This is a genomic window from Streptomyces sp. AC602_WCS936 (assembly GCF_019049125.1).
Classification (GTDB): domain Bacteria; phylum Actinomycetota; class Actinomycetes; order Streptomycetales; family Streptomycetaceae; genus Streptomyces.
On record NZ_JAGMUF010000066.1, the window covers coordinates 494,192 to 518,913 of the forward strand.

20 protein-coding genes and 1 pseudogene are annotated in these 24,722 nt (G+C 73.5%); 12 read left to right on the forward strand and 9 right to left on the reverse strand.

Annotation, left to right across the window (positions count from 1 at the left end):
• Nucleotides 1-9: 9 nt before the first annotated feature.
• Nucleotides 10-276: pseudogene (locus KUM03_RS38525) on the reverse strand (hypothetical protein); the annotation flags it as partial.
• Nucleotides 277-418: 142 nt separating this feature from the next.
• Here KUM03_RS38525 and KUM03_RS24110 point away from each other — a divergent pair.
• Nucleotides 419-1,678 (forward strand): YncE family protein, encoded by a 1,260-nt coding sequence (locus KUM03_RS24110; RefSeq protein ID WP_217251369.1) that lies wholly within the window; start codon nucleotides 419-421, stop codon nucleotides 1,676-1,678.
• Between the two features lie 9 nt (nucleotides 1,679-1,687).
• Here KUM03_RS24110 and KUM03_RS24115 read toward each other — a convergent pair whose 3' ends face one another.
• The 5 genes from KUM03_RS24115 to KUM03_RS24135 form a co-directional block, all read right to left on the reverse strand.
• Entirely contained in the window at nucleotides 1,688-2,188 is a 501-nt protein-coding gene (locus KUM03_RS24115; RefSeq protein WP_217251370.1) for a metallophosphoesterase, read from the reverse strand.
• A 9-nt stretch (nucleotides 2,189-2,197) separates the two neighbouring features.
• Nucleotides 2,198-3,175, reverse strand: a complete 978-nt coding sequence (rfbB, locus tag KUM03_RS24120) for a dTDP-glucose 4,6-dehydratase (protein ID WP_217251371.1) — start codon at nucleotides 3,173-3,175, stop codon at nucleotides 2,198-2,200.
• A 153-nt stretch (nucleotides 3,176-3,328) separates the two neighbouring features.
• Nucleotides 3,329-3,508, reverse strand: coding sequence for a hypothetical protein (locus tag KUM03_RS24125; RefSeq protein WP_217251372.1), 180 nt, complete (start codon nucleotides 3,506-3,508; stop codon nucleotides 3,329-3,331).
• A gap of 91 nt (nucleotides 3,509-3,599) precedes the next feature.
• Nucleotides 3,600-4,019: a CBS domain-containing protein gene (locus tag KUM03_RS24130; protein ID WP_217251373.1), complete on the reverse strand. Its 420-nt coding sequence runs from the start codon at nucleotides 4,017-4,019 to the stop codon at nucleotides 3,600-3,602.
• Nucleotides 4,020-4,030: 11 nt separating this feature from the next.
• On the reverse strand, nucleotides 4,031-6,580 hold the full coding sequence (locus KUM03_RS24135; protein ID WP_254399732.1) for a SpoIIE family protein phosphatase: 2,550 nt from the start codon (nucleotides 6,578-6,580) through the stop codon (nucleotides 4,031-4,033).
• Between the two features lie 215 nt (nucleotides 6,581-6,795).
• Here KUM03_RS24135 and KUM03_RS24140 point away from each other — a divergent pair, with 215 nt between their 5' ends.
• Nucleotides 6,796-8,952 carry a SpoIIE family protein phosphatase gene (locus tag KUM03_RS24140; protein WP_308406396.1) on the forward strand — a complete coding sequence of 719 codons (2,157 nt, stop codon included), beginning with the start codon at nucleotides 6,796-6,798 and terminating at the stop codon, nucleotides 8,950-8,952.
• A 63-nt stretch (nucleotides 8,953-9,015) separates the two neighbouring features.
• On the opposite strand, the gene KUM03_RS24145 is transcribed toward KUM03_RS24140, so the two are convergent.
• On the reverse strand, nucleotides 9,016-10,227 hold the full coding sequence (locus KUM03_RS24145; protein ID WP_217251374.1) for a S1 family peptidase: 1,212 nt from the start codon (nucleotides 10,225-10,227) through the stop codon (nucleotides 9,016-9,018).
• A gap of 548 nt (nucleotides 10,228-10,775) precedes the next feature.
• On the opposite strand from KUM03_RS24145, the gene KUM03_RS24150 reads away from it, so the two are divergent.
• The 9 genes from KUM03_RS24150 to KUM03_RS24190 all read left to right on the forward strand — a co-directional run bounded on the left by KUM03_RS24150 (nucleotide 10,776) and on the right by KUM03_RS24190 (nucleotide 20,283).
• Nucleotides 10,776-10,991: a hypothetical protein gene (locus KUM03_RS24150; protein WP_073728672.1), complete on the forward strand. Its 216-nt coding sequence runs from the start codon at nucleotides 10,776-10,778 to the stop codon at nucleotides 10,989-10,991.
• Between the two features lie 98 nt (nucleotides 10,992-11,089).
• The gene (locus tag KUM03_RS24155; protein WP_217251375.1) at nucleotides 11,090-11,896 is read left to right on the forward strand and encodes an HlyD family efflux transporter periplasmic adaptor subunit; all 807 of its coding nucleotides are present in this window, start codon (nucleotides 11,090-11,092) and stop codon (nucleotides 11,894-11,896) included.
• A 68-nt stretch (nucleotides 11,897-11,964) separates the two neighbouring features.
• Nucleotides 11,965-14,133, forward strand: coding sequence for an NHLP family bacteriocin export ABC transporter peptidase/permease/ATPase subunit (locus KUM03_RS24160; protein WP_217251443.1), 2,169 nt, complete (start codon nucleotides 11,965-11,967; stop codon nucleotides 14,131-14,133).
• A gap of 1 nt (nucleotide 14,134) precedes the next feature.
• The gene (locus tag KUM03_RS24165) at nucleotides 14,135-16,957 is read left to right on the forward strand and encodes an NHLP bacteriocin export ABC transporter permease/ATPase subunit (RefSeq protein WP_217251376.1); all 2,823 of its coding nucleotides are present in this window, start codon (nucleotides 14,135-14,137) and stop codon (nucleotides 16,955-16,957) included.
• 75 nt (nucleotides 16,958-17,032) lie between these two features.
• The gene (locus tag KUM03_RS24170; protein WP_217251377.1) at nucleotides 17,033-18,043 is read left to right on the forward strand and encodes a Ppx/GppA family phosphatase; all 1,011 of its coding nucleotides are present in this window, start codon (nucleotides 17,033-17,035) and stop codon (nucleotides 18,041-18,043) included.
• A 66-nt stretch (nucleotides 18,044-18,109) separates the two neighbouring features.
• Nucleotides 18,110-18,289, forward strand: coding sequence for a hypothetical protein (locus tag KUM03_RS24175; protein WP_217251378.1), 180 nt, complete (start codon nucleotides 18,110-18,112; stop codon nucleotides 18,287-18,289).
• A 55-nt stretch (nucleotides 18,290-18,344) separates the two neighbouring features.
• Nucleotides 18,345-19,376: an iron-containing redox enzyme family protein gene (locus tag KUM03_RS24180; protein ID WP_217251379.1), complete on the forward strand. Its 1,032-nt coding sequence runs from the start codon at nucleotides 18,345-18,347 to the stop codon at nucleotides 19,374-19,376.
• A 30-nt stretch (nucleotides 19,377-19,406) separates the two neighbouring features.
• Complete coding sequence (locus tag KUM03_RS24185; RefSeq protein WP_217251380.1) at nucleotides 19,407-20,051, forward strand: HemK2/MTQ2 family protein methyltransferase; 645 nt, start codon at nucleotides 19,407-19,409, stop codon at nucleotides 20,049-20,051.
• Nucleotides 20,032-20,283, forward strand: coding sequence for a CDGSH iron-sulfur domain-containing protein (locus KUM03_RS24190; protein ID WP_217251381.1), 252 nt, complete (start codon nucleotides 20,032-20,034; stop codon nucleotides 20,281-20,283). Before KUM03_RS24185 ends, KUM03_RS24190 begins: the two co-directional genes overlap by 20 nt.
• A gap of 159 nt (nucleotides 20,284-20,442) precedes the next feature.
• Here KUM03_RS24190 and KUM03_RS24195 read toward each other — a convergent pair whose 3' ends face one another.
• Nucleotides 20,443-20,877: a protease inhibitor gene (locus KUM03_RS24195; RefSeq protein WP_217251382.1), complete on the reverse strand. Its 435-nt coding sequence runs from the start codon at nucleotides 20,875-20,877 to the stop codon at nucleotides 20,443-20,445.
• Nucleotides 20,878-21,240: 363 nt separating this feature from the next.
• Here KUM03_RS24195 and KUM03_RS24200 point away from each other — a divergent pair, with 363 nt between their 5' ends.
• Nucleotides 21,241-22,410: a lactate 2-monooxygenase gene (locus tag KUM03_RS24200; protein ID WP_217251383.1), complete on the forward strand. Its 1,170-nt coding sequence runs from the start codon at nucleotides 21,241-21,243 to the stop codon at nucleotides 22,408-22,410.
• Between the two features lie 650 nt (nucleotides 22,411-23,060).
• Here KUM03_RS24200 and KUM03_RS24205 read toward each other — a convergent pair.
• Entirely contained in the window at nucleotides 23,061-24,665 is a 1,605-nt protein-coding gene (locus KUM03_RS24205; RefSeq protein ID WP_217251384.1) for an RICIN domain-containing protein, read from the reverse strand.
• Nucleotides 24,666-24,722 lie beyond the last annotated feature (57 nt).

Consider the following 24,722-nt stretch of genomic DNA (forward strand, 5'->3'; position numbering starts at 1 on the left):
CGGGAACGTCTAACCGACCCCCCGGCCGGGGGGCCGGAGCACGGCCAGGAGCTGGCGGACCAGTTCGTCGACGACCTCGTCCAGGGTCGCGTCCACCCAGCCCGCGCTGTAGTCGTGCAGCAGGCCGTTGACGCCGCCGATGAAGGCCGTGGCGGCGAGCCGGTAGCCGGGGGTGTCGCCGAAGAGCTGGAGCGCGGCGTCGAGGAAGCGTCGACGGCGCTCGGCCTGGCGCTGTGCGGCGGACTTGCCGCTGTAGCGTCCCGTGGGCGCCCTGAGTGTACGCGGTCTTGTGGAAAGGGCGCCCCTTCCTTACTTTGCAGTAAGTTCACTCTGAAAGCGGCTGTGTTCAGAATTCGCGCGCCAGCGCGCCGGCGCGCCATCGCCCCCCCCACCACGCCCACCGCCAGAGGAGAGCAGCATGCCTGCCCGTCGAACCAGGCACCTCCGCGCCGCCGCCGTCGCCGCCGCACTCGCCCTCACCGCCGCCGCTCCCACGACCGGCGCGGCGGCCACCCCCGACTCCCCCGCCGGTCTGCGCGAGGTGATGTTCGTCGGCAACAACTGGGACGGCACCGCCGACGTCATCCGGTCCACCGGCGACTTCGCGAGAATCGGCCGGATCAACGTCATCCCGGACAAGGCGGAGCGGATGGCGGAGATCAACGCCGACCCGATCAAGTGGATCTACTTCCAGGCCATCCGCAACAGCGTCGGCGAGGGCCACGACCAGTTCGTCGATGACATGTACTCGACACCGGACGGCTCGTCGGTGGTGGTCTCCCGGCCGAGCTTCGCGGACGTCGTGTCCGTCGACCTCGCCACCGGCGACATCAACTGGCGCTTCCCCGTCTCGGGTTACCGCTCCGACCACATGGCGGTCTCCCCCGACGGCACCCGGGTCGCGGTGTCGGCGTCCACCTCCAACACCGTGCACGTGCTGGACATCGAGTCGGGGGAGGAGCTCGGCTCCTTCGGCACCGGCGACAAGCCGCACGAGAACATCTTCACCCGCGACGGCAAGTACATCTGGAACATGTCCATCGGCGAGGTGAACACCGCGCTCGACGCCCCCTGGCTGGACTGGACCAAGGGCGACCGGCGCATCACCGTAGTGGACGCGACGACGTACGAGCAGGTCAAGGTGATCGACATGCGCGAGCGCCTCGACGCGATCGGTCTCGGCGACCGGTCCGACGCCGTGCGGCCCGCCGTCTTCTCGCCGGACGAGTCCAAGCTGTACTTCCAGGTGTCGTTCTTCAACGGCTTCTTCGAGTACGACATCGCCACCGACCGCATCACCCGCACCAAGACCCTGCCCGAGAACCCGGCCACCAGCGACGACCGCACCACCTGGGTCAACGACTCGCGGCACCACGGCATCTCCATGAGCCCGGACGGCACCAAGCTGTGCGTCGCGGGCACGATGGACGACTACGCGACGGTCGTGGACCGCGCGACGCTGCGGGAGGGTCCGCTGGTCACCGCCGCGAAGCCGTACTGGGCCACAGTCAGCGGCGACGGCACCCACTGCGTGGTCTCCGAGAGCGGCGCCGACCAGGTGACCGCCATCGACTTCGCGACCGGCGAGAAGTCGGTGTCGGTACCGGTGGGCGACCACCCCCAGCGGGTCCGGATCGGACACGTGGCGGCGGACTGGACGGGCCCGTCCGCCGGCTGAACCGGCCCGCTACCGCCGCGGCAGCCGGTGCAGTTCGACCTCCCCGAGTCGGCCGTCGGCGACGGTGGCCGTCATGTAGGTGCAGTACGGCTGGCGGCGCCGGTCGGTCGGCGAGCCGGGGTTGAGCAGCCGCAGGCCGGTGTCGGCGGTGGTGTCCCAGGGGATGTGGCTGTGTCCGAAGACCAGGACGTCGAGGTCCGGGAAGCGGGCGGCGCAGCGCCGCTCGCGCCCCTGGGCGGCGCCCGTCTCGTGGACGACGCCGAAGCGCAGACCGCCGAGGTCCGCGTGGGCCACCTCGGGCAGCCGGGCGCGCAGGCCGGGCCCGTCGTTGTTGCCGTACACGCCGACGAGCCGGTGGCTGCGGTGCTCCAGCAGGTCGAGTGTGGCCGTGTCGACCCAGTCCCCCGCGTGCACGACGACGTCGGCGCGCGGGATCTCCGCCAGCAGCGGTTCCGGCAGTTCCTTCGCCCGCTTCGGCAGGTGGGTGTCGGACATGAGCAGCAGTCGCACGGACCCAGCCTATGCGGCGGGCCCCGTCCTCCGCTTGAGCGGCTCCCACCAGGCCCGGTGGTCCCGGTACCAGGCGACGGTGTCGGCCAGCCCGGCGGTGAAGTCCCGGCCGGGGCGGTAGCCCAGTTCGTCGCGGGCCTTGCTCCAGTCGACCGAGTAGCGCAGGTCGTGGCCCTTGCGGTCGGCGACGTACTCGACCCGGTCCCGGCCGGCGCCGCAGGCGTCGAGCAGCAGGCCGGTGAGTTCGCGGTTGGTCAGTTCGGTGCCGCCGCCGATGTTGTAGACCTGGCCGGCCCGGCCCCGGGTGCGGACCAGGTCGACGCCGTGGCAGTGGTCGTCCACGTGGAGCCAGTCGCGGACGTTGCGCCCGTCGCCGTACAGCGGGACCTTCCGGCCGTCGAGGAGGTGGGTGACGAACAGCGGCACGAGTTTTTCGGGGAACTGGTACGGGCCGTAGTTGTTGGAGCACCGGGTCACCCGCACGTCCAGGCCGTGGGTGCGGTGGTAGGAGAGGGCGAGCAGGTCGGCCGAGGCCTTGGAGGCGGCGTACGGGGAGCTGGGCCGCAGCGGGTGCTCCTCCGTCACCGAACCGGACTCCACCGAGCCGTAGACCTCGTCGGTGGAGACGTGCACGAAGGTGCCCGTGCCGTGCCGCAGGGCCGCGTCCAGCAGCGTCTGGGTGCCGACGACGTTGGTGAGCACGAAGTCGGCGGCGGCGTCGATCGACCGGTCGACGTGGGACTCGGCGGCGAAGTGCACCACTTGGTCGGTGTCGGCCATCAGCTTGTCGACCAGCGGGGCGTCGCGGATGTCGCCGTGCACGAAGTCCAGCCGGGGGTGGCCGAGTGCGAGGGCGTCGAGGGTGCCGGCGTAGGTGAGGCTGTCCAGGACCGTGATCCGCGGCGCGTCGGGCGCGTCCGAGGCGAGCAGGGTCCGGACGTATCGGGAGCCTATGAAGCCGGCTGCGCCGGTGACCAGGAGGTTCATGGACGGTTCTGTGCCTTGCGGGGTGGGGCGGACGGACGGGCGGAGCCTTCGCCGACATTACCCGCGGGCCGCGCGTGGTCGGCGGCCGGTCCGGACGTGCACCGCGCCGGCACATGGCCGGCGCGCTGGGGTGTGCTTCGTCTTCGGGACGGTTCAGTCCTCGCCCCTGACGATGTTCGATTCCTGCCCCGTCCGCGGTGCGCGTGCGCTCGTGCCGTCCTCGACGGCCGGTATCCAGGTGCGCATCGCGCCGCGGCCGCGCAGCCGGCGGGCGGTGGACCAGCCGGTCTCCTGGCGGCGGGCGACGGGTTTCTCACTGGTGTCCGTGGTCACGGAGCATCATCTTCCTTCTGCCTTCTGTGTCCGGCACCGTCGCCCGACGGGTCCCCAGACGGGTTCTAGCGAAACACCAGGGGTGCGGGGCCTACGGGTTGGGCCGGGCCACGCTGATGTCGCCCAGCGCCGACTCCGGGTCGCGCTCCATGGCCAGGTCGCCGAGGGAGACGATGCCGACGGGGCGGCCGTCGTCGACGACCGGCACCCGGCGCACGGCGTGTTCGCGCATCACCTCGACAGCGTGGTCCAGCTCCTCGTCGGACCGTACGGTCACCAGGTCGTCGCTGCACGCGCCGGCCACGGTGGTCTGCTCCGGGTCGCCGCCGTCCGCGACGGACCGGATCACCAGGTCACGGTCGGTCACGAGTCCACGCAGCTCGTCGCCGTCCGTGACCAGGACGGCGCCGAGGTCCCGGTCGCGCATGAGACGGGCCACCGCGGTCACGGAGGTCTGCGGCTCCACGGTCACCGGGTGGCCGGTCATGATGTCGCGGACGTACTGGGTCATGGCGTGATCCCTCACTCTGCTCGCTCGGTCGTGGTGTGACCGTCGGGTACCCGACCGGGCGGCGCCGGCACCTGTCCCGGGCGGCGGCCCACCGGGACCTCGCTCCAGACCTGTTTGCCGCCGCTGACCGGCAGGGTCCCCCAGGTCGCCGACATCGCCTCGACCAGGAGGATGCCGCGTCCGCCCGTGGCCTCCCAGCCGATGCTGGTCGGCTTGACGGGCGTACGGGGCGAGGCGTCGGCGACCGCCACGCGCAGCCGGCCGTTGATCAGGGCCAGGTCGAGGCGGACCTGGCCGTCGGTGTGCACGAGGGCGTTGGTGACCAGTTCGGAGACGATCAGGAGGACGCCGTCGACGTCGTCGTCCGGCACGCCCCAGGAGCGCAGGGTGCGCCGGGTGAAGCGGCGGGCGTGGCGTACGGCCTCGGGCAGCCGCCACACCGACCAGCTCTCCCTCAGCGGCCGCACCGCCATGCCGTCGTAGCGCACCAGCAGCAGGGCGACGTCGTCGCTGCGGCGGGCGCCTCCGAGCAGGGCGTCGGCGACCAGCCCCAGGTGGGCGGGGTCGGAGACGGCCAGCGCGTGTGCGAAGCGGTCGATGCCCTCGTCGATGTCGGCGTCGGCGGACTCCACGAGGCCGTCCGTGGTGAGGGCGATCAGCGTGCCGGGGCGCAGGCGCAGCGGGCTCATCGGGAAGTCGGCCTGCCGGACCACGCCCAGCGGCGGGCCGCCCTCCGCCTCCGCGATCTCGGTGCTCCCGTCGGGGTGGCGCAGCACCGGGGGCGGGTGCCCGGCCCGCACGCACCAGGCGGCACCGGCCTCCATGTCGAGGTCGACGTAGACACAGGTGGCGAAGAGGTCGGTCTCCATGTCCATCAGCAGCCGGTTGGCGTGGGAGACCACCACGTCCGGTGGATGGCCTTCGGCGGCGTAGGCGCGCAGGGCGGTGCGCATCTGGCCCATCAGGGTGGCGGCGCCGGCGCTGTGGCCCTGGACGTCGCCGATGACGAGGGCGACGTGGTGGTCGGGCAGCGGGATCACGTCGTACCAGTCGCCGCCCAGCTCCAGTCCGGCCGTGCTGGGCAGGTAGCGGGCGACGGCGACCGCGCCGGGCAGCTTCGGCAGGCGGCGCGGCAGCAGCTGGCGCTGGAGCATGCCGACGAGCTCGTGCTCGGCGTCGAAGGCGTGGGCGCGCATCAGGGCCTGACCGGCGAGGCCGGCGGACGCGGTGAGCAGGGCGCGTTCGTCGGGGCCGAAGTCGTGCGGGGTGTCCCAGCCGATCAGGCAGGCGCCGGCCATGCGGCCGCCGGCGGGCAGCGGAAGTACGGCGAGGCCGCCGGGGCCGACGTCGGCGAGGGCGGGCTCCAGGTCGCCGGTGCCGGCCGGCCAGATCCGGGCGCGGCCCTCGCGCAGCGCGGCGGCGAGGGTGGGCATGGCACGCACCGGCGCGTCGGGCCACTCGGTGCGCCACTCCAGCCGCCACAGCTCGGGCCAGGACTCGGGCTCGGGCGGGTCGAGGACGGTGACGACGAGACGGTCGTTCTCCAGCTCGGCCAGCGCGATCCGGTCGGCGCGCAGGGGCCGGCGCAGAGCGGCGACCACGGCCTGGCTGACGTCGCGGACGGTGCCGGCGGTGGCCAGCGCGGCGGCGAGGCGCTGGACGCGGGCCACGTCGGTCACGTCGGGTCGCAGGGTGGAGGCGTCGGCGACGGTGCCGACGAGGCGGGCGGGCCGGCCCTCGCCGCCGGGCAGCAGGCGGCCGCTGAGCCGCAGCCACTTCGGCGGGCCGGTGGGCTGGAGCACGCGGAACTCCAACTCGCGGTCGCCGATGGACATGTGGTCGGCCTCCGTGACCGACATCAGCGAGGGGAGGTCCTCGGGCACGGCGAGGCCGAGCAGCGTCTCGACCTTGCCGTCGAACTCGCCGGGCGCGAGGCCGAACAGCCGCAGGATGTCGTCGCCGACCTCGACCCGGCCGGTGTCCATGGCCAGCGAGAAGGCACCGGGCCGCAGTTCCTCGCCGTCGGCGGCCGGGACCGGGGCGGGCGCCGGGCCGGTGACGGCTTCGGCGATCAGCTCCAGGCAGGCCCGGTCCTCGGCGCCGAAGCCCTCCGGGCGCTCGGTCAGGGCGAGGAGGCAGCCGCCGCCGTCGCCGCGCACGGGCAGGGTGGCGAGGGAGAAGCCGCTCGACGGCACGTGCCGGGACTCCGCCGAACCGGCGAACTCCTCGGGACCGAGCCACACCGGCGTCCCCTCACGATGCGCGTCGGCCACCGGGGAGCCGCCCGAGACGGGGTAGCCGTCGCGCACGCCGTACAGGGTGCGCGGCACGCCCACCGACTCCGCCAGGCAGAGCAGCTCGGGATTCTCGCCGGGTGTGTAGAGGGCGGCGAAGGAAGCCCCGGCGAAGACCAGCGCCTGTTCGAGCACGCGGCGCAACCGCTCCGCCGGGTCCGGCACGGAGGCGATCGCCTTCAGGGCACCCTCGGCACGCAGCGTCCTCGCTCCGCGTTCCACCGCGCCCTCACTGACCACGCCGCCATTACAGCGCTTGTGGGACATCGGCGCAGCCCCTGCGGGGCGGGAAGAGTCGATCGGGAGGGGAAAGGGTCCGGGCTGCGCGGGCGGCGCGGGACACACGGCGGGCCACTCGGCCCGGGAGGGCGTCTCGCGTGAGGATGCGCGGGGGCTCCCCAACGGCTTCCGCGCTCGCCGTGCGGTGCGGGCCGCCGGGGAGGAGATTTGAACCGGGGCAAGGACCACGGCCGTGCGAGGAGGTGGTCGGTGTGTCCGACGAACGGTCGTCGTCACCGGCGACACCCGCCGCGCCGGCGCCGGGCTCCCACCCGGTGCTGTCGCTGGCGCTGGCCGCGATGATGGAGGACGTCCACGCGCACTCCGGGGCGGTGTACCTGCTCGGCGCGGATCCGCCGGTCCTGGAGATGGCGGTGATGGCAGGGCTGCCGAGGGCGTTCGCGGCGCCCTGGGAGCGGGTGACGCTGCACTCCCCGGTGCCGGTGGCGGACGCCGTGCGCGAGCGGCGGCTGGTCTGGGTCGGCGACGGTGAGGAGATGGCGCGGCGCTACCCGAGGGTCGCCGTGGTGCTGCCCTATCCGTTCGCCCTGGTCGCGCTCCCCGTCGCCACCGGCTCCGCGGCGTACGGCGCGGTCTTCCTGACCTGGCCCGGCTCCCGTTCCGCGGAGCTGTCGGCGCGGGACCGCGACCATCTCACGGCGGCCTGCGGGCGGCTCGCCGTCCGGCTCGAACGGGCGGCCGCGGCGAGCGTTCCCGTGCACCCGGAGCCGGACCTGCTGGCCGCGCCGGTGGTCGGCGGCGCGCCCGGCACGCTCGGCTCCCTGGAGGCCGTGCGGATGGTGGGGCGGCTGCCGTACGGGCTGTGCTCCCTCGACCTGCACGGCAGAGTCGGCTACGCCAATCCGGCGGCGGCCGAACTCCTGGACGTCCCGGTCGGCACACTGCTCGGCACCCAGCTGTGGACGGCGGTGCCGTGGCTCAACGACCCGGTGTACGAGGACCGGTACCGGGCGGCGCTGCTCAGCCAGCAGGCCACCTCGTTCGTCGCGCTGCGGCCGCCCGGCGACTGGCTGTCGTTCCGGCTGTACCCGACCCGGACCGGGCTGAGCGTCCGCGTCAGCCGGGCCCGGGGTCTGTCCCGGCCGGAACCGGGCGGTGCCACGGCGGGCGACGCCGCCGCGCCACGGGCCCGGCTGGTGACCATCTCGCAGGTGGTGAGCCTGACCGGTGCGCTCTCCGAGGCGGTGGGCGTGCAGGACGTGGTGCAGCTGATCGCGGACGAGATCGCCCCGACGGTGGGCAGCCAGGGCCTGGTCGTCCTGGGCTCGCGGGCCGGCCGGCTGCACGTGCTGGGGCACCGCGGCTATCCCGATCCGGCGGTCGCCGAACGCTTCGACGGGACGCCGCTCACCATGCGGATCCCCGGTACGCAGGTTCTCCGGACGGGTGTGCCCGCGTTCTTCGAGTCCTGGGAGCAGCTGGAGCGCCTGTACCCGGCGCGGCGGGGCACGCACGACGGCTTCGCGGCCTGGGCGTTCCTGCCGCTGATCGCCTCGGGACGGCCGGTGGGCACCTGCCTGCTCGCCTACGAGCGTCCGCACTCCTTCACCACGGAGGAGCGGGCGATCCTGACCAGCCTGGCCGGGCTGGTCGCGCAGGCCCTGGACCGGGCCCTGCTCTACGACGCCAAGCACCGGCTGGCGCACGGGCTGCAGGAGGCCCTGCTGCCGCACTCGCTGCCGGCGGTGCCCGGCGTCGAGGCCGCCGCCCGCTATCTGCCGGCCACCCGGGGCATGGACATCGGCGGCGACTTCTACGACCTGGTCCCGGCCCGGGGCACCGCGGCGGCGGTGATCGGGGACGTACAGGGCCACAACGTGACGGCGGCCGGGCTGATGGGACAGGTGCGCACGGCGGTTCGCGCGTACACGGCCGTCGGGCAGGCGCCGGAGGAGGTCGTGCGCAGCACCAACCGGCTGCTGATCGACCTGGGCACCGAGCTGTACGCCAGCTGTCTGTACCTGCGGCTGGACGCGGGGCGCGGGCGGGCGGTGCTGGCCCGCGCGGGCCATCCGCCGCCGCTGCTGCGTCGCCCGGACGGCGGGGTGGGAGTGCTCCACGTCCCGGGCGGTCCGCTGCTGGGCATCGATCCCGCGGCGGACTATCCGCGCACGGAGGTCGAGCTCGCCCCGGGCACCCTGCTCGCGCTCTACACCGACGGGCTGGTGGAATCCCCCGGCGTCGACTTCGACGACGCGCTCACCGACCTGGGGCGACGGCTGGCCGAGGCCGGGGACCTGCCGCTGGACGAGCTGGCCGACCGGCTGGTGCGGGACGAGGCGGGCGCGGGGGAACGGCTCGACGACATCGCGCTGATGCTGCTGCGGGCGCCTGTCTGACGCGGGACGCGAGCGGGGGTGGCGCACCGGCCCCGCCACGGGTGCCGGTGCGCGGTGTCCGGCTCAGCCCGTGAGACCGGAGCCGTCCTCGCCGCCGGCACCCGTGCCGTCACCGGCGTCCCCGCCTCCGTCCTCCTGCCCGTTGCCTGCGGCGTCGCCGCCCAGCGTGGCGCCGACGGCCTCCAGCGCGGTGGTGACCGGCTGGAAGAAGGTCTCGCCGCCGACCGTGCAGTCGCCGCTGCCGCCCGAGGTCAGGCCTATCGCCAGGCCGTCCTGGGTGAACAGGGAGCCGCCGCTGTCGCCCGGTTCGGCGCACACGTTCGTCTGGATGAGGCCGGTGACCGTGCCCTCGGGGTAGTTGACGGTGGCGTCGAGGCCGAGGACCTGTCCGTCGGCCAGTCCGGTCGTGCTGCCCATCCGGAAGACCTGTTGACCGACCGTCGCCTCGGCGGCCTGGCTGATCCGGATGGTCTGGTCCCCGAGGTTGACCTCGCTCGGCGCCTGGGTCGCGGGGTCGTCGTAGCGGACGAGCGCGAAGTCCCCCTGGCCGGGGAAGACCGCCTGGTCGACGGTGCCGATCGGCGCTCCGCCCTGCGCGTCGGACCACTGGTCGTCCGCGACGCCGCAGTGACCGGCCGTCAGGAAGGCGGGTGCGCCGTCGCCCGCGGTGACGTTGAAGCCGAGCGAGCAGCGCGCGCCGCCGCCGAAGATGGCGTCGCCGCCCGAGACGAAGGTCTTGAAGGTGCCGGCGGACCTCTTGACGGTCGCCATGCCCACGCCGAGGTCCTCGACCGTGGACTCCAGCCGGTCCCACTCGGCGCCGGTGACGGTGCTGTCGGCGGTGACCAGGATCTTGTTGGTGCGCGGGTCGATCGCCCACGAGGTGCCCGGGATGGTCGCCTCGGACTTCAGGGTCCGCGCGCCGGTCCGCAGCTCGCTCATGCTGTTGTCGACCTCACGCACGTCCGCGCCGGCCTGCTTCGCCTGCACGATGATCTGGTTGTTGTCGCCGGGCACGACGTTGACGACGAGCTGCTGCTCGTCGGCGTCGTAGTAGGAGCCGGCGAAGGCGTCGCCGAGCAGGCCGGCGAGCTGTGAGGCGAGATCCGACGCGTCCGCCGCCTTGAGGGTCCTCGGCGCCGCCGCCGTGTCGTCGGCTCCGTCGCCGTCCTGGGAGGCGTTGGCGTTGGGCAGCAGGACGGCGGCGGCGCCGAGTGCCACCACGGCGCCCGCCGCCATCGCGGCCCTGCGCTTCGGAATTCGCTTGTGACTCAACCTGATCGACCTCCTGGGACGGGCGCCTGGACGGCACTTGGTACGCACGGGCGGGACGGGGCGTTCAGCCGCGCCGTGCGATCACACCGGATCAGCACTCCCCGTATACGGTCGGCAACGGTCTGTTCCGATCACGGAGCGGAATCTCTGCTTCAGCGAATCTGCACATCGAATGCCCAACCCGGTCACCCCCGTTGGCGGATCTGCACAACCCCGCACCACCCCGCACGTCTTTGGGGCGGGAGTGCCGGATTCGCCTGCGTACGGGCAAGGGGTCGCACGGGCCGATGTCGCGCCGCGTGTGAAGAAGTCGCCGCGAAGGCGTGCGCACACCTGCACGCTTGGGTGCCTGGGCGTCGCAAGTGCCCTGGTGGGAGGGGGTGATTGATTGGAAGGGCGGACCGGCCGCGTGCTTTGATCCATCGCACCGCGGGGGCCGCGGAGGGCTCCGGAAACGGGCGCCCGGCGCCCGCGGTCGCGGCCGTCATCTGTCCCCAGAGGGGGCCGCTCCCCCCTTGTGAAATGGCTATACGAAGGGAAGTTCCATCATGAACTCCACCCCCCAGGTTGAGACCGTCGAGATCTCCGACGCCGACCTCGACAACGTCTCCGGCGGCCTGAACGTGAACGCCGTCGGCACCGTCACCGGCCTGGTGGACGGCATCGCCCCGGTCTCCGGCCTGGTCAACACCGCCATCGGCACCGTCGAGGGCGTCACCGGCCTGAACACGGCCCCGGTCACCAACCTGGTCGCCGGTCTCTGATCGCGCCCTGGTACCGCTGAGTCCCGGAGCCAGCCAGGCTCCGGGGCTTCTCGGCGGTTTCCCCGCGGCTCCCCGCAAGACACTGGGATACGTCCGACGTGCAGTTCCGCCAACAGGCCCTCGCCAAACTCCAGTCGCCGGAGGAGCTCGACCTCCCGGTGCGTTTCGCCCGCCCGCAGGGCTGGCTGGTGCTCTCCGTGACCGTTCTCGCCATGGCCGCCGCGTCCGTGTGGGCGGTGGGCGGGTCGGTGGCCTCCACCGTCAGCGCCCCCGCCGTCCTCACCCACGGCCAGGGCAGCTACCTCCTCCAGAGCCCCGTCTCCGGCCAGGTCACCGCCGTACTCGCGCGCCAGGGTCAGCGGCTGCCCGCCGACTCCCCCGTGCTGAAGGTGCGTACGAGCGAGGGCGAGACCGTGGTCCGCACGATCGACGCGGGACGGGTCAGCGCGCTCGCCGCCACCGTCGGGCAGATCATCCGGACCGGGGCGAACGTCGCCGCCGTCGAGAAGGTCGCCCACGCCGACGACCCGCTCTACGCCACCGTCTACGTCCCCGCCGAGAACGCCGCCGCCATCCCCGCGCACGCCTCCGTCGACCTGACCGTCCAGTCGGTGCCGGCCCAGCAGTACGGCGTCCTGCACGGGGAGGTGAAGTCGGTGGACCGCTCGGCGCAGTCGGCGCAGACCATCGCCGCGTTCCTCGGCGACAGCCAGCTCGGCGAGCAGTTCACCAAGGAGGGCAGGCCGGTGGCCGTGACGGTCCGGCTGGACACCTCGAAGTCCACGAAGAGCGGCTACGAGTGGTCGTCCGCGGACGGACCCCCGTTCGAGCTGACCTCCATGACCATGGCCACGGGGTCCATCCGGCTGGCCGATCAGCGTCCCGTCGATTGGCTGCTGCCGTGAGCACCGCACAGGAGACCACAGCAGAGCAGACCCGGAGCAGACGCCGTGCCGCCCCGCCGAAGCGCGGCGTGCCCAAGGCGCGGGCGAAGACGGTGCGCACGCCCACCGTGCTCCAGATGGAGGCCGTGGAGTGCGGCGCCGCCTCCCTCGCCATGGTGCTCGCCCACTACGGCAGGCACGTCCCGCTGGAGGAGCTGCGCATCGCCTGCGGCGTCTCCCGCGACGGCTCGCGCGCCAGCAACCTGCTCAAGGCGGCCCGGAGTTACGGCTTCACCGCCAAGGGCATGCAGATGGACCTGGCCGCGCTGGCGGAGGTGACGGCGCCGGCCATCCTGTTCTGGGAGTTCAACCACTACGTCGTCTACGACGGCGTGGGGCGCCGTTTCGGCCGCCGCGGGGTGTTCGTCAACGACCCCGGCAAGGGCCGCCGTTTCGTGTCCCTGGAGGAGTTCGACGGGTCGTTCACCGGGGTCGTGCTGACCATGGAGCCCGGCGAGGACTTCGCCCGGGGCGGCCGCAAACCGGGCGTGCTGGGCGCGATGCCGGCCCGGCTGCGCGGCACCGCGGGCACGCTGCCCGCCGCCCTGCTGGCGAGCCTGCTGCTGGTGGCGGTCGGCGCGGCCGTGCCCGCGCTCAGCCGTACCTATATCGACATGTTCCTGATCGGCGGGCAGACCTCGCTGCTGGGCGTGCTGTTCGCGTCGATGGGCGCCTGCGTGCTGCTCACGATCGTGCTGACCTGGCTCCAGCAGGCGAATCTGCTGCACGGCCGCATCATCTCCTCCACCCTCTCCAGCGCCCGCTTCCTGCGCCATCTGGTGCGGCTGCCGGTCACCTTCTTCTCCCAGCGCAGCCCGGCCGACCTGGTGCAGAGACTCCAGTCGAACGACGCGGTCGCCGAGACACTGGCCCGCGACCTCGCGGCGGCGGGCGTGGACGCGATCGTCGTCGTCCTGTACGCCGTGCTGCTGTACACGTACGACCCCCAGCTCACCTTCGTGGGCATCGGCGTGGCGCTGCTCAACATCCTCGCGATGCGCATCGTCATCCGGCTGCGCGCGACCCGTACGGCGAAGCTGCGGGCGGACACGGCGCGGCTGACCAACACCGCGTACACCGGTCTCCAGCTGATCGAGACGATGAAGGCGACCGGCGGTGAGGACGGCTACTTCCGCAAGTGGGCGGGGCAGCACGCGACCACGCTGGAGGAGCAGCAGCGGCTCGGGGTGCCGAGCGCCTGGCTGGGCGTGGTCGCGCCGACGCTGGCGACGCTCAACAGCGGGCTGATCCTGTGGATCGGCGGCATGCGGGCGGTCGAGGGCCACATCTCGGTCGGTCTGCTGGTCGCCTTCCAGGCGCTGGTGGTCCGCTTCACGGCCCCACTGACCCGGCTGAACGGCGTCGCGGGCCGCATCCAGGACTTCGCGGCCGACGTGGCCCGGCTCAAGGACGTGGAGAACTTCCGCACCGACCCGCTCTACGACCGGCCGGGCGGCGCCGCCGACTCCACCCGCAGGCTGCACGGCCACGTCGAGCTGCAGAACGTCTCCTTCGGCTACAACCCGCTGGACAAGCCGCTGCTCACCGGTTTCGACCTGACCGTCGGGCCGGGGCAGCAGGTGGCGCTGGTCGGCGGGTCGGGCAGCGGCAAGTCCACGGTGTCCCGGCTGATCTCGGGCCTGTACGCGCCCTGGGACGGTGTCATCCGCATCGACGGGCAGCGGCTGGAGGACATCCCGCGCGGGGCGCTCGCCTCCTCCGTCTCCTTCGTCGACCAGGACGTGTTCCTCTTCGAGGGCACCGTGCGCGACAACGTGGCCCTGTGGGACCCGTCGATCCCCGACGACGCCGTGGTGGACGCGCTGCGGGACGCCGCGCTGTACGACATCGTGATGCGCAGGCCGGGCGGCATCCACAGCAAGGTGGAGCAGGACGGCCGGAACTTCTCCGGCGGGCAGCGTCAGCGGCTGGAGATCGCGCGGGCCCTGGTGCGCCGGCCGAGCATCCTCGTCCTCGACGAGGTGACCAGCGCCCTGGACGCGGAGACCGAGCTGGTGGTCATGGACAACCTGCGCCGGCGCGGCTGTGCCTGTGTGGTGATCGCGCACCGGCTGAGCACGGTGCGGGACAGCGACGAGATCGTCGTGCTCCAGCACGGCACGGTCGTGGAGCGGGGCCGGCACGAGGCGCTGGTGGCGCACGGGGGCGCCTACGCGGCGCTGGTCAGGGAGCGTTGAGATGACGACCGTGCACGAAGGACAGGGCGACCTCGTCCTCGGGGCGCTGGGCTCACTGGGCACCCGCGTGGACTGCGCCGGGTTCGGCCGCCTGGACCTGGAAGGGCCGCAGGTGCTGTGGCTGGTGGCGTCCGGCGCGGTGGACCTGTTCGCGGTGGACGCCGGGGAGCAGGGCCACTGGCACCACCTGGGCCGGCTTCAGGCGGGCGCGGTGCTGCTCGGCCCGGTCACCGGGCCCCGGCACACGCTGGTCGCCCGTCCGTCGCGGGACTGCGTGGTGCACCGCATCGGGCTGCGCGAGCTGTACCAGCCGGCGAGCACCCAGACCTGGTCGTACGACGAGTACGGCAACCCCCAGTACGTGCCGCCCACGACGAGCCCGCTGGAGTACGCCCTCGCCCTGGGGGTGGGCCGCGGCCTCACCGTCCTCTTCCAGGCGCCGATGCCCGTCGAACGCGCGGCGGCACCCACCGACGACGACGTGTTCTGGATGCAGGTCCCGCCGGGCAGCGTGCAGTACGGGGCGGTGTACGGCGACGAGGCCGCCGCCGACCTGCTGATGGACCCCGCGCTGTGGCAGAGCATGGTCGACCAGCAGTACCGGCTGCTGACCACGCTGGACCGCTGGATCGAGCAGCTGGAACGCACCCACGAGACCCGTACGGCGGCCGGCATCAAGGCCGGTGAGGCGGTGCGCGCCCAGGCGGACCGGACGCTGCTGGCCTCCATCGGCAAGCGGTCGGGACAGCGCGGTACGGCCGCCGACGCCGACGCCACGTACGCGGCGTGCAGGCTCGTCGCCCGCGCCGCCGGGATTCCGCTCGCCGAGCCCGCGCAGAACGGCACAGAGAGCGACCGGATCGACCCGGTGGAGCGGATCGCCGTCGCCTCGCGCCTGCGGACCCGCACCGTGCGGCTGGACGACCGCTGGTGGCGGGACGACGTCGGCCCCCTGGTCGGCCACCGGGCCCTGTCGGGGGCGCCGGTGGCGCTGCTGTGGCGGCGCGGCGGCTATGTGGCCGTCCATCCGGCGACCGGCCGGGAGACGCCGGTCGAGAAGGCGAACGCCGAGGAGTTCGAGGAGCGGGCGGTGATGTTCTACCGGCCGCTGCCCGAGCGGCGGCTCAGCCCGCTGCGGCTGCTGCGGTTCTGTCTGACGGGTACGCGCGGTGATCTGACCGGGCTGCTCCTCGCCGGACTGGTGACGGTGGCGCTGGGCGCGCTGGTGCCGGTCGCGACCGGCAAGGTGCTCGGCGAGTTCGTGCCGAAGGCCCAGACCGGGCTGATCGCGCAGGTGTGTCTCGCGGTGATGCTGAGCGGTGTCGTCGCGGCGGCGTTCATGCTGCTGCAGAACCTCACCATCCTGCGGCTGGAGGGTCGCGTCGAGGCAACACTCCAGCCCGCCGTGTGGGACCGGCTGCTGCGGCTGCCGACGAAGTTCTTCACCGAGCGTTCCACCGGTGAGCTGGCGAGTGCGGCCATGGGCATCAGCGCGATCCGCAGACTGCTGGCGGGCGTCGGTCCGACGGTGGCCCAGTCGGTGACCGTCGGGGCGATGAACCTGGCGCTGCTGCTCTGGTACAGCGTGCCGATGGCGCTCGCGGCGATCGGCATGCTGGTGGTCGTCGCGGGCGTGTTCCTGGGGCTCGGGCTGTGGCAGGTGCGCTGGCAGCGGCGGCTGGTGAAGCTCACCAACAAGCTGAACAACCAGGCGTTCCAGACCCTGCGCGGGCTGCCCAAGCTGCGGGTGGCGGCGGCCGAGAACTACGCGTACGCGGCGTGGGCGGAGCAGTTCGCGCGCAGCCGGGAGCTCCAGCAGCGGGCGGGCCGGATCAAGAACCTCAACGCGGTGCTGGGCGCGGTGTACCTGCCGCTGGCCACGCTGCTGATGTTCATGCTGCTGGCCGGTCCGGCCCGCGGCTCCATGTCGGCGGCCGACTTCCTCACCTTCAACGCGTCGGTGACGATGCTGCTGACCTCGGTCACCCAGCTGACCGGCGCGTTCGTGTCGGCGGTGGCCGCGCTGCCGCTGTTCGAGGAGATCCGTCCGGTCCTGGACGCCACGCCCGAGGTGCGCACGGCCAGCACCCGGCCGGGGCCGCTGTCGGGGGCGATCGAGGCGCGCCGGCTGTCGTTCCGGTACACCGACGACGGGCCGCTGGTCCTGGACGACGTCTCCTTCGACGTACGGCCGGGCGAGTTCGTGGCGGTCGTCGGGCCGAGCGGCTGCGGCAAGTCGACGCTGCTGCGGCTGCTGATCGGCTTCGACCGGCCGCTGTCGGGCAGCGTCCTGTACGACGGCCAGGACCTGGCCGCGCTCGACCAGTCGGCGGTGCGCCGGCAGTGCGGGGTGGTGCTCCAGCACGCCCAGCCGTTCAACGGCTCCATCCTGGACGTCATCTGCGGCACCGAACCGTATACGCCGGAGGAGGCGATGGCGGCGGCCGAGATGGCGGGGCTCGCCGAGGACATCAAGCGGATGCCGATGGGGCTGCACACCATCGTCTCGGGCAGCGGGGCGGTCTCCGGCGGCCAGCGGCAGCGGCTGATGATCGCGCAGGCGCTGATCCGCCGGCCGCGCATCCTCTTCTTCGACGAGGCGACCAGCGCCCTCGACAACGAGACACAGCGCCGGGTGATCGAGTCGACCAAGGCCATCGACGCGACCCGGGTGGTGATCGCGCACCGCCTGTCCACGGTGCTGGACGCCGACCGCGTGATCGTGATGGAGGACGGCAAGGTCGCCCAGCAGGGCCCGCCCGCCGAGCTGCTCGCGGACACGGGCGGCCGGCTGCACGAGCTGGTGCGGCGGCAGCTGGCCTGAGACGGACCGTGCGGTTTCCGGCCGTACCCGCCGGGGAGGCCCTTGGACCGGCCGGAAATGGGTACCTGCGCCTTCATGCGTATCAGCGTGGTGGATGTGGGGTCGAACACGGTCCGGCTCATGGTGGCGGACGCGGAGGGCGGGGTGCCGCTGCCGGTCCACACCGCGAAGTGGCGGCTGCGGCTGTCGGAGCAGGTCAAGCCGGGGGACCCGGTGCCCGAGGAGGCCGTGGAGCGGCTCGTCGAGGCGGTCGAGGGCGCCAGCCGGACGGCGGCCCGGTGGGGCGCGGCCGGCCCGCTGGCCTTCGCGACGGCCGTGGTGCGGGCCGCGCCCAACCGGCGGGAGGTGCTGCGCACCGTCCGTGCCCGTACCGGCGTCGCCCTGTGCACCCTGCCGGGCGAGGTGGAGGCGGAGCTGACCTTCCTCGGGGCCCGGCGCTGGATGGGCTGGCGGTCCGGGCCGCTCGCGCTGCTCGACATAGGCGGCGGCTCGCTGGAGATCGCCTTCGGCCGCGGCCGGCTGCCCGACTTCGTCGCCTCGCTGCCGCTGGGCGCGGCCCGGCTGACCCACGAGTTCCTGGCGGGCGGCGAGGACGCGCCGCCGCCTGAGCAGGTCCGGGCGATGCGCCGCAAGATCCGCCATCAGCTGCGGGACGTCGCCGCGCGGATCCGCTGGGAGGGGCCGCGCACCGCGGTGGCGACCTCCCGGACCTTCCAGCAGCTGGGCCGGCTGTGCGGGGCGCCTCCCGGCCGGCACGGCCCGTTCGTGGAGCGCCGGATGCTCTGCTCGGACCTGGGTGAGGCGGCCGACCGCCTCGCCGCGTTGACCGCCGACGAGCGGGCCCGGCTGCCGGGCATCTCCGCGCCGCGCGCGGCGCAGAGCCTGGCCGGGGCGGTGGTCGGGCACACCGCGATGAAGCTGACCGGCCTGGAGTCGGTCACGCTCTGCCCGTGGGCGATCCGCGAGGGCATCCTGCTGCGCCACATCGAGGACGGCCCCGCCTGGTGGGCGGAGGTCACCCGCCACAGCGACGAGGTGACCGTCCCGGCCGCGGTGCCCCTGCGCATCGCGGGCACGTCGAGCTGACCGCGCTCGCGGACCGACCGCCCGTCCCTGCATGAAGATCGAACCGTACGAGGAGAGGAGACATCCGTGTCCGACAACGGCGATTCCGACCACAAGCAGCCCGAGACCGCCGTCGAGGAGGTCCTGCGCGAGATCGAGGAGGCCAGGCCCCGCGACGCCGAGGCCGAACAGGGCCCGCGCCGGGGCGAGGCCGGTGACGCGACGTCGCCGAACACCGGTGCCCAGGAGGACGCCGAGGGAGAGTGACGCGTCACCGGCGGGAGCGGGGGTGCCACGGCGCCCCGCGGGTACTCGCGGTGCCATGGAGTTCGACCGCGAAGGACCACAGCCGCCGACGGCCCGGGGCCCGCTCTCCGCGGCCGTCGGCGCTCATCTGCTCGGGACGGGCCCGCTCCCGGACCCGGAGACCGCCGCCGCCGCGTCGCCCTACGGCGACGACCTGCAACTCGCCCTGTACCAGTGCTACGAGCTGCACTACCGGGGCTTCGCCGGCGTGTCCCCCGACCTCGAGTGGGACCCCGGCCTGCTGCGTGTCCGGGCCGCCCTGGAGGACCGCTTCCTGTCCGCGCTGCGGGCCGACACCCCGGTCCACGACAGTGTGGCGGAGGCGGTCGGGGCGCTGCTCGTCGAGCCCGTGGACGGGAAGGGCGTCAGCCACTTCCTGCGGGACGAGGGCGAATTGTGGCAGCTGCGCGAGTACGCCGCCCAGCGGTCCCTGTACCACCTCAAGGAGGCCGATCCGCACGCCTGGGTGCTGCCGCGGCTGTGGGGTAGGGCGAAGGCGGCGATGGCGGCGGTGGAGTTCGACGAGTACGGCGGCGGCCGTGCCGAGCGGGTGCACGCCCGGCTGTTCGCCGACCTGATGACGGACCTGAGCCTGGACACGGCGTACGGGCGGCACCTCGACTCGGCCTCGGCCGAGTGCCTCGCCACGGTGAACATGATGTCGCTGTTCGGCCTGCACCGGTCCCTGCGCGGCGCTCTGGTGGGCCATTTCGCGGCGGTCGAGATCACCTCGTCGCCCGGTTCGCGGCGGCTCGCCGAGGCGATGCGCCGCACCGGCGCCGGGCCGGCCGCCGAGCACTTCTACGACGAGCACGTCGAGGCCGACGCGGTGCACGAGCAGATCGTCCGGCACGAGGTGATCGACGGTCTGCTGGAGCAGGAACCGGAGCTCGCGGCGGACGTCGTCTTCGGCATCGACGCCACCGGGCATCTGGAGGACCGCTTCGGGGCCCGGCTGCTCGCCGACTGGCGAAGCGGCAGGTCGTCCCTGCGGACCCGGCTGCCCGCCCTGTCCCACGAGCCGTCCGGCGCGGCCCATGTTCCGTGACGGACGGGGTACCTGGGTTCCGTGAATTTCATGGTGCTTCCGGGCGTCTATGCCCCTCAGGAGGACACCGCCCTGCTGGCCGGGGCGCTGTCCGACGAGTCGCTCCCGCCGGGCGCGGCCGTACTCGACGTGGGGACCGGCACGGGCGCCCTGGCGCTGGCGGCGGCCCGGCGGGGCGGCCGGGTGACCGCGGTCGACGTGTCGTGGCGCGCGGTGTGCGCCGCCCGCCTGAACGCCGCGCGGGCCGGGCTGCGCGTCCGGGTCCGGCACGGCAACCTCTTCACGCCCGTACACGGCGAGACGTTCGATCTCGTGCTGGCCAATCCGCCGTACGTGCCGGCACCGGGCGGCGGGCGCCCGCCGCGCGGTGCGGCGCGGGCCTGGGACGCGGGCCACGACGGCCGGCTGGTCCTGGACCGGATCTGCCGGGAGGTACCCGGCCTGCTGCGCCCCGGCGGTGTGCTGCTGCTGGTGCAGTCCGCCCTCAGCGATCCGGAGCGGACCGTCGGCAATCTGCGCGAGGCCGGCCTGAAGGCGGCGGTGACCCGGCGGCGGCGGATCGCGTTCGGTCCCGTGGTGCGCGGCCGGGAACGCTGGCTGCGGCAGCGCGGGCTGCTGCCCCTGGCCGACGACGAGGAGGAGCTGGTGGTCGTCCGTGCCGAACTCCCCGTCTGACTCTCCTCGTCCCTCGTCCGGCGACCCGGTCCGGGTCAAGGTCCAGCGCCGGGGGCCGCTGCTGGTGGAGGGGCCGGTGGAGGTGGAGCTGGAGGACGGGACGACGGTGTCCTCCGACCGCTTCCGGGTCGCGCTGTGCACCTGTCGCCGCAGCCGGCGCTACCCCTGGTGCGACACCAGCCACCGCGCGAGGTCGTCCGGCCCGGGCGACGGGCCGGCTGCCAAGAACTGACTCGAAGAACTGACTCACTGCCCCCTGATCCCGGAGAACGGCGGACGGCCCCACTCCGTCCGCCGTCCCCGGTGCGGGACCGCGCTTCCCGTACGGTGGCGCTCGCACTCCCCAGTAGCGAGCAGCCGGTCACGCCGCACGGGCCGGGCGGCCCCGGTCCTAGAACGTGAAGACGCTGTCGCTGCCCGCGTTCTTCACGCACTCGTTGGCGAAGGTGCGCTCGTAGGAGACGTGCCGGCCCTGCCAGACGCCGTCGACGGTGACGACGACGGGGGCGTACTCGCGGGTGCAGAAGACGCCCGGGTCCGCTCTGAGGGCGTCGAAGTCGCCGCCCGCGCCGCGCAGTTCGGCGCAGGCGGCCTCGGCGGCGGGATGGGTGCCGGAGGTCTGAGGGGCACAGGTCAGGGTGACCGCGCGTACCGGTGTGGCGATGGCAGCGCTCTCTCCGTGGCCCACGGTCAGCACGAGGGCCGAGGGGGCGTAGAGCGACGCGGGGGCGGTGGCCGGGGAGGCGAGGGAGGCCCCTGCGAGGGGCCCGCAGACGGCGGTGGCCGTCAGGCCCAGAGTCGCTGCCCAGCGCGCGGTGTTCCGCATTGTGTGCATCCTTCCGCTCGGGATGAGGGTGGTTTCGCCGGCCCGGACCGGTGGGTGCCGGAACGGCGAGCGCGAGTCTGCCGAGTCCGGCTCCGAAACTCATCTCGACCCCATGGATTTCGGTAACCTTGCGTATTGAATCAGTGGCGTGAAGTCACAGAATTCGAACGTTCCAAGTCCGTAAGAGGCCGGTTCTTGATCGGTACTTCAGTCATGAACTGGCCGAATGGCGTGATCCGTACGTTCGCCAATAGGCCGGAAACACCCCCGGATCAAGCCCGTCACCCTGGCCGCGGAGCCCGACATACTCGTGGGTATGGTGCTGGCGGCACGCGAACTCGACGACGAGAGGCGGGACCCGGGATGGCGAAGCACTGGGCGGACTTCCAGTACGAGATCTACCTCAACGGCATGACGGGGTCCGTTCCTCGCCTGCCCACGGACCTGACCCGGCTGGAGGAGCTCACCGAGCGGCGGCTGGGCCCCGGCCCCGTCGGGTACGTCGCCGGCAGCGCGGGGAACGGCAGCACCGCGCGCGCCAACCGGGCGGCTCTCGACCGGCGCCGGATCGTCCCGCGCATGCTGCGGGACGTGCACGACCGGGACCTCTCGGTCGAGGTGCTGGGCCGTCCACTGCCCGCCCCGCTGGCGCTCGCGCCGGTCGGCGTCCTGTCGATCATGCATCCGGAGGCGGAACCGGCCGCCGCCCGGGCCGCCGCCGCGCAGGGCGTGCCGTACGTCCTGTCCTCCGCGTCCAGCACGCCCATGGAGCAGGTCGCCGAGGCGATGGGCGACGGGGAGCGCTGGTTCCAGCTCTACTGGCCCAAGGACCGCGAGGTGGCCCGCAGTTTCCTGGAGCGGGCGAAGGCGGCCGGGTACAGCGCGCTCTTCGTCACCCTGGACACTCCCCTGCTGTCCTGGCGCCCGCGCGATCTCGATCAGGCGTATCTGCCGTTCCTGCACGGGGTGGGCACGGCGAACTACTTCTCCGACCCGGCGTTCCGGGCCGGTCTGGCCAACCCCGTGCACGAGGATCCGAACGCGGCGGTGATGCACTTCGTCGGCATGTTCTCCGACCCCGCCAAGTCCTGGCCGGATCTGGCGTTCCTGCGGGAGAACTGGGACGGCCAGATCGTGCTCAAGGGCATCCTGCACCCGGACGACGCCCGGCTGGCCGCCGACGCCGGGATGGACGGCGTGGTGGTCTCCAACCACGGCGGCCGTCAGGTGGCCGGCTCCGTCGCCGCCGCCGACGCCCTGCCGCGCGTGGTGGAAGCGGTCGGCGACCGGCTCACCGTGCTGTTCGACAGTGGCGTGCGCACCGGCGACGACGTCTTCAAGGCGCTGGCGCTCGGCGCGCGGGCGGTGCTCCTGGGCCGCCCCTACGTCTACGGCCTGGGCCTGGACGGGCAGGCGGGCGTGGAGCACGTGATCCGCTGCCTGCTCGCCGAACTGGACCTCACCCTGGCCCTGTCGGGCCACGCCTCACCCCTGACACCGGGCCCCGGGGACCTCACCGAGAGCCCCGTGTAACCCGCCGGATTCGACGACGAGCAGCACCGACGAGGCATCCGGCGCGGTGACCGTCCTCCGATCCCCCGGCCGCCGTCGGGCCCGTGGCTGCCGGACGGCGACCGCCGGGCCCGCCACCGCTGGGGTCCACACTCCGGGGACCTCGACGAGGGCACCCTGTGCCCCCTGCGGGGGTCGTCGCTGCCGAGCCCCCGGCGGGAGGCGTCCCGGTGGTGCTGCGCGGGCGTCGCGCGGCGCCGGGCCATCCATGGCCGATCCCGGCGCCCCGTCCGCCGTGTCGAACCGGACGATCCCGACCGGACTCCTCGGCATGACCTCAGCCCGCGCCCCTGACATCCGTTCCCGGCGTCTGGCGAGTGTGCCGTCGGCTCCCCACCGCTCTCCGGGCGCCGACTGCCCACCGGACCTGGCGGGTCCGCTCGGCCGTCCGGCAGTCCCACTGCCGGCCGGGCCCCCGAAGCGGACGACGGGCCGGGAACGACCGTCGCACCCGCCGGAGAGGGGCGCGGAACGGGCCGCCCCTGCGCGACGCGGACGCCTCGCGTGGGGGCTCTGTCCCCGCGTCCGGCGCCGGTCGTGCGCACGCGGCGGCGCCACGACCGGCGCGCGACTGAGGCGCCCACGGCGCACCGGCAAACCTGCGGTGCCGTTCAGCCGCCCGGCAGCTCCACCGCCCGGGCGGCCGGGGTGCCGGTGCGGGCGACGGACAGAGAGCCCTCCGCAGGTGCCGGGTCGATCCGCCAGCGCTGGGTGTCGGAGCCGTCGTGCACCTTGACCACGACGTCGGTGTCCGGGGCGGTGGTGGCGGCGGCGAGGGCGAGCTGCCGCTGCCAGCGCGGCACCAGCTCACCCCGCCCGGTGAGGTCGTAGCGCACATGGTCGCCCCGCTCGGTGCCCTCGTCGGCGCAGGTACCGAGAATGACGACTCCGGCGTCCGCCTGCGAGTCCAGGCACAGCCCCGGGTCGGCGACGCTGCGCAGCAGCCCGTCGTCCTCGTGGGTCCACTGCTGGGTCCACGCCTCGGAGCACTCCGCCAGGCGGGCACCCGCACCGGCCCTCGGCTCGCCCCGGACGTCGAGGCAGAGGTCCGCGGCGACGTTGCGCAGCCGCGCCCGGTCCGCCGCCGTGGGCAGCCCGGCCGCGCCGGGCGGTTTCGGCCGGCTGGTGGCGGAGGCCGTGCCGTCCTCGCCCACCGCACTGGTGGAGGCGGCCGGATCGGCACCGCCGCCGTCGTACGACCACACGCTCACCACGAGTACGACGGTCAGTACTCCCGCCGACGCGGCACCGACCTGCCTGAGCACCGTCCGGCCGGAGCGCGGTCGGCCCGGCGGCCGGCGCACCGGGACGGGGATGCGGGCCAGCAGGCCCGGGCGTCCGCCGCGGTGCCGGGCGTTCCCCTTGGCGAGGCTGCCCAGCGTCGCCCGTCCCGGACGGGAGTCGAGATAGCGCCGGGCGCCCCAGCCGAGCACCGCTTCGGCGATCAGCGTGTCCAGTCCGCGCTCGAAGTGGCCGAGTTGTTCGGCCGCGTGCCGGCAGTGACGGCAGTCGGCCAGATGCCTGCGGACGTCCGGGAGCAGGGCACCGCCCCGGCGGATCGGTACGTCGAGGAGACGGCCGTGGAAACGGCAGTCCTGGGAGGGTGCGAGTTGCCGGTGGGCGTCCAGGCAGCCTTCGCGGAATTTCTCCCGCGCCTGTTCGAGAGTGACCGACGCGGTGTCGGTATCCATGCCGAGCAGACCGGCCGGGACACTTATGTGTTCGGCTTCGACCTCCGTGTGCCAGAGCAAACAGCGGGCCGGGCCGGGAAGTGACGCGAATGCCCGGGCGGCCAAGGTGCGGTTTTCCGGAGTCATCGACTTCGCCGCCCGCATGCCACGTCCGCCGGCGGGTTTGAGCAACTGCGGGAGAACGGCGGATATCCCCTCGTCCGCCGACCACTGGCGGACCGTGTCCCGCACGGCCACCAGCAGCCGCGGACGCAGGGCGGTGGCCTGCTCGCCCTGGGCCAGCCGGTCCAGGACCCGATGCCAGGCGGCACCGGTGACCATGCCGGTGACCTGGGCCGAGGTGGCGAGGCAGATGGTCGCGTAGTCGTGGGCGGGCTGCCAGTGCCGCGCCATGAGGAGGGCCGCGGCCCGGGAGGCCTCGCTCTCCGGGCCGTCCCGCAAGCACGCGGCCAGCAGCTCGTCGGACTCCCCGGGGTCACCGCCCGAGGGCGGATGGGCGGGTCGAGGGGGGTGGGGGGTGGGCACTGAGGTCGTTCCTTCCCACGCGCGTGTGACTCAGAAGTTCCGGTCGCCGAAAAGGGA

Bases quoted from the DNA above. Each gene is read 5' to 3' on its own strand.
- KUM03_RS24185 (WP_217251380.1), top strand. From the start codon at position 19,407: ATGGTGCTTCCGGGCGTCTATGCCCCTCAGGAGGACACCGCCCTGCTG.
- rfbB (WP_217251371.1), bottom strand. From the start codon at position 3,175: ATGAACCTCCTGGTCACCGGCGCAGCCGGCTTCATAGGCTCCCGATAC.
- KUM03_RS24195 (WP_217251382.1), bottom strand. From the start codon at position 20,877: ATGCGGAACACCGCGCGCTGGGCAGCGACTCTGGGCCTGACGGCCACC.
- KUM03_RS24135 (WP_254399732.1), bottom strand. From the start codon at position 6,580: ATGTCCCACAAGCGCTGTAATGGCGGCGTGGTCAGTGAGGGCGCGGTG.
- KUM03_RS24165 (WP_217251376.1), top strand. From the start codon at position 14,135: ATGACGACCGTGCACGAAGGACAGGGCGACCTCGTCCTCGGGGCGCTG.
- KUM03_RS24180 (WP_217251379.1), top strand. From the start codon at position 18,345: ATGGAGTTCGACCGCGAAGGACCACAGCCGCCGACGGCCCGGGGCCCG.
- KUM03_RS24200 (WP_217251383.1), top strand. From the start codon at position 21,241: ATGGCGAAGCACTGGGCGGACTTCCAGTACGAGATCTACCTCAACGGC.
- KUM03_RS24170 (WP_217251377.1), top strand. From the start codon at position 17,033: ATGCGTATCAGCGTGGTGGATGTGGGGTCGAACACGGTCCGGCTCATG.
- KUM03_RS24110 (WP_217251369.1), top strand. From the start codon at position 419: ATGCCTGCCCGTCGAACCAGGCACCTCCGCGCCGCCGCCGTCGCCGCC.
- KUM03_RS24150 (WP_073728672.1), top strand. From the start codon at position 10,776: ATGAACTCCACCCCCCAGGTTGAGACCGTCGAGATCTCCGACGCCGAC.
- KUM03_RS24130 (WP_217251373.1), bottom strand. From the start codon at position 4,019: ATGACCCAGTACGTCCGCGACATCATGACCGGCCACCCGGTGACCGTG.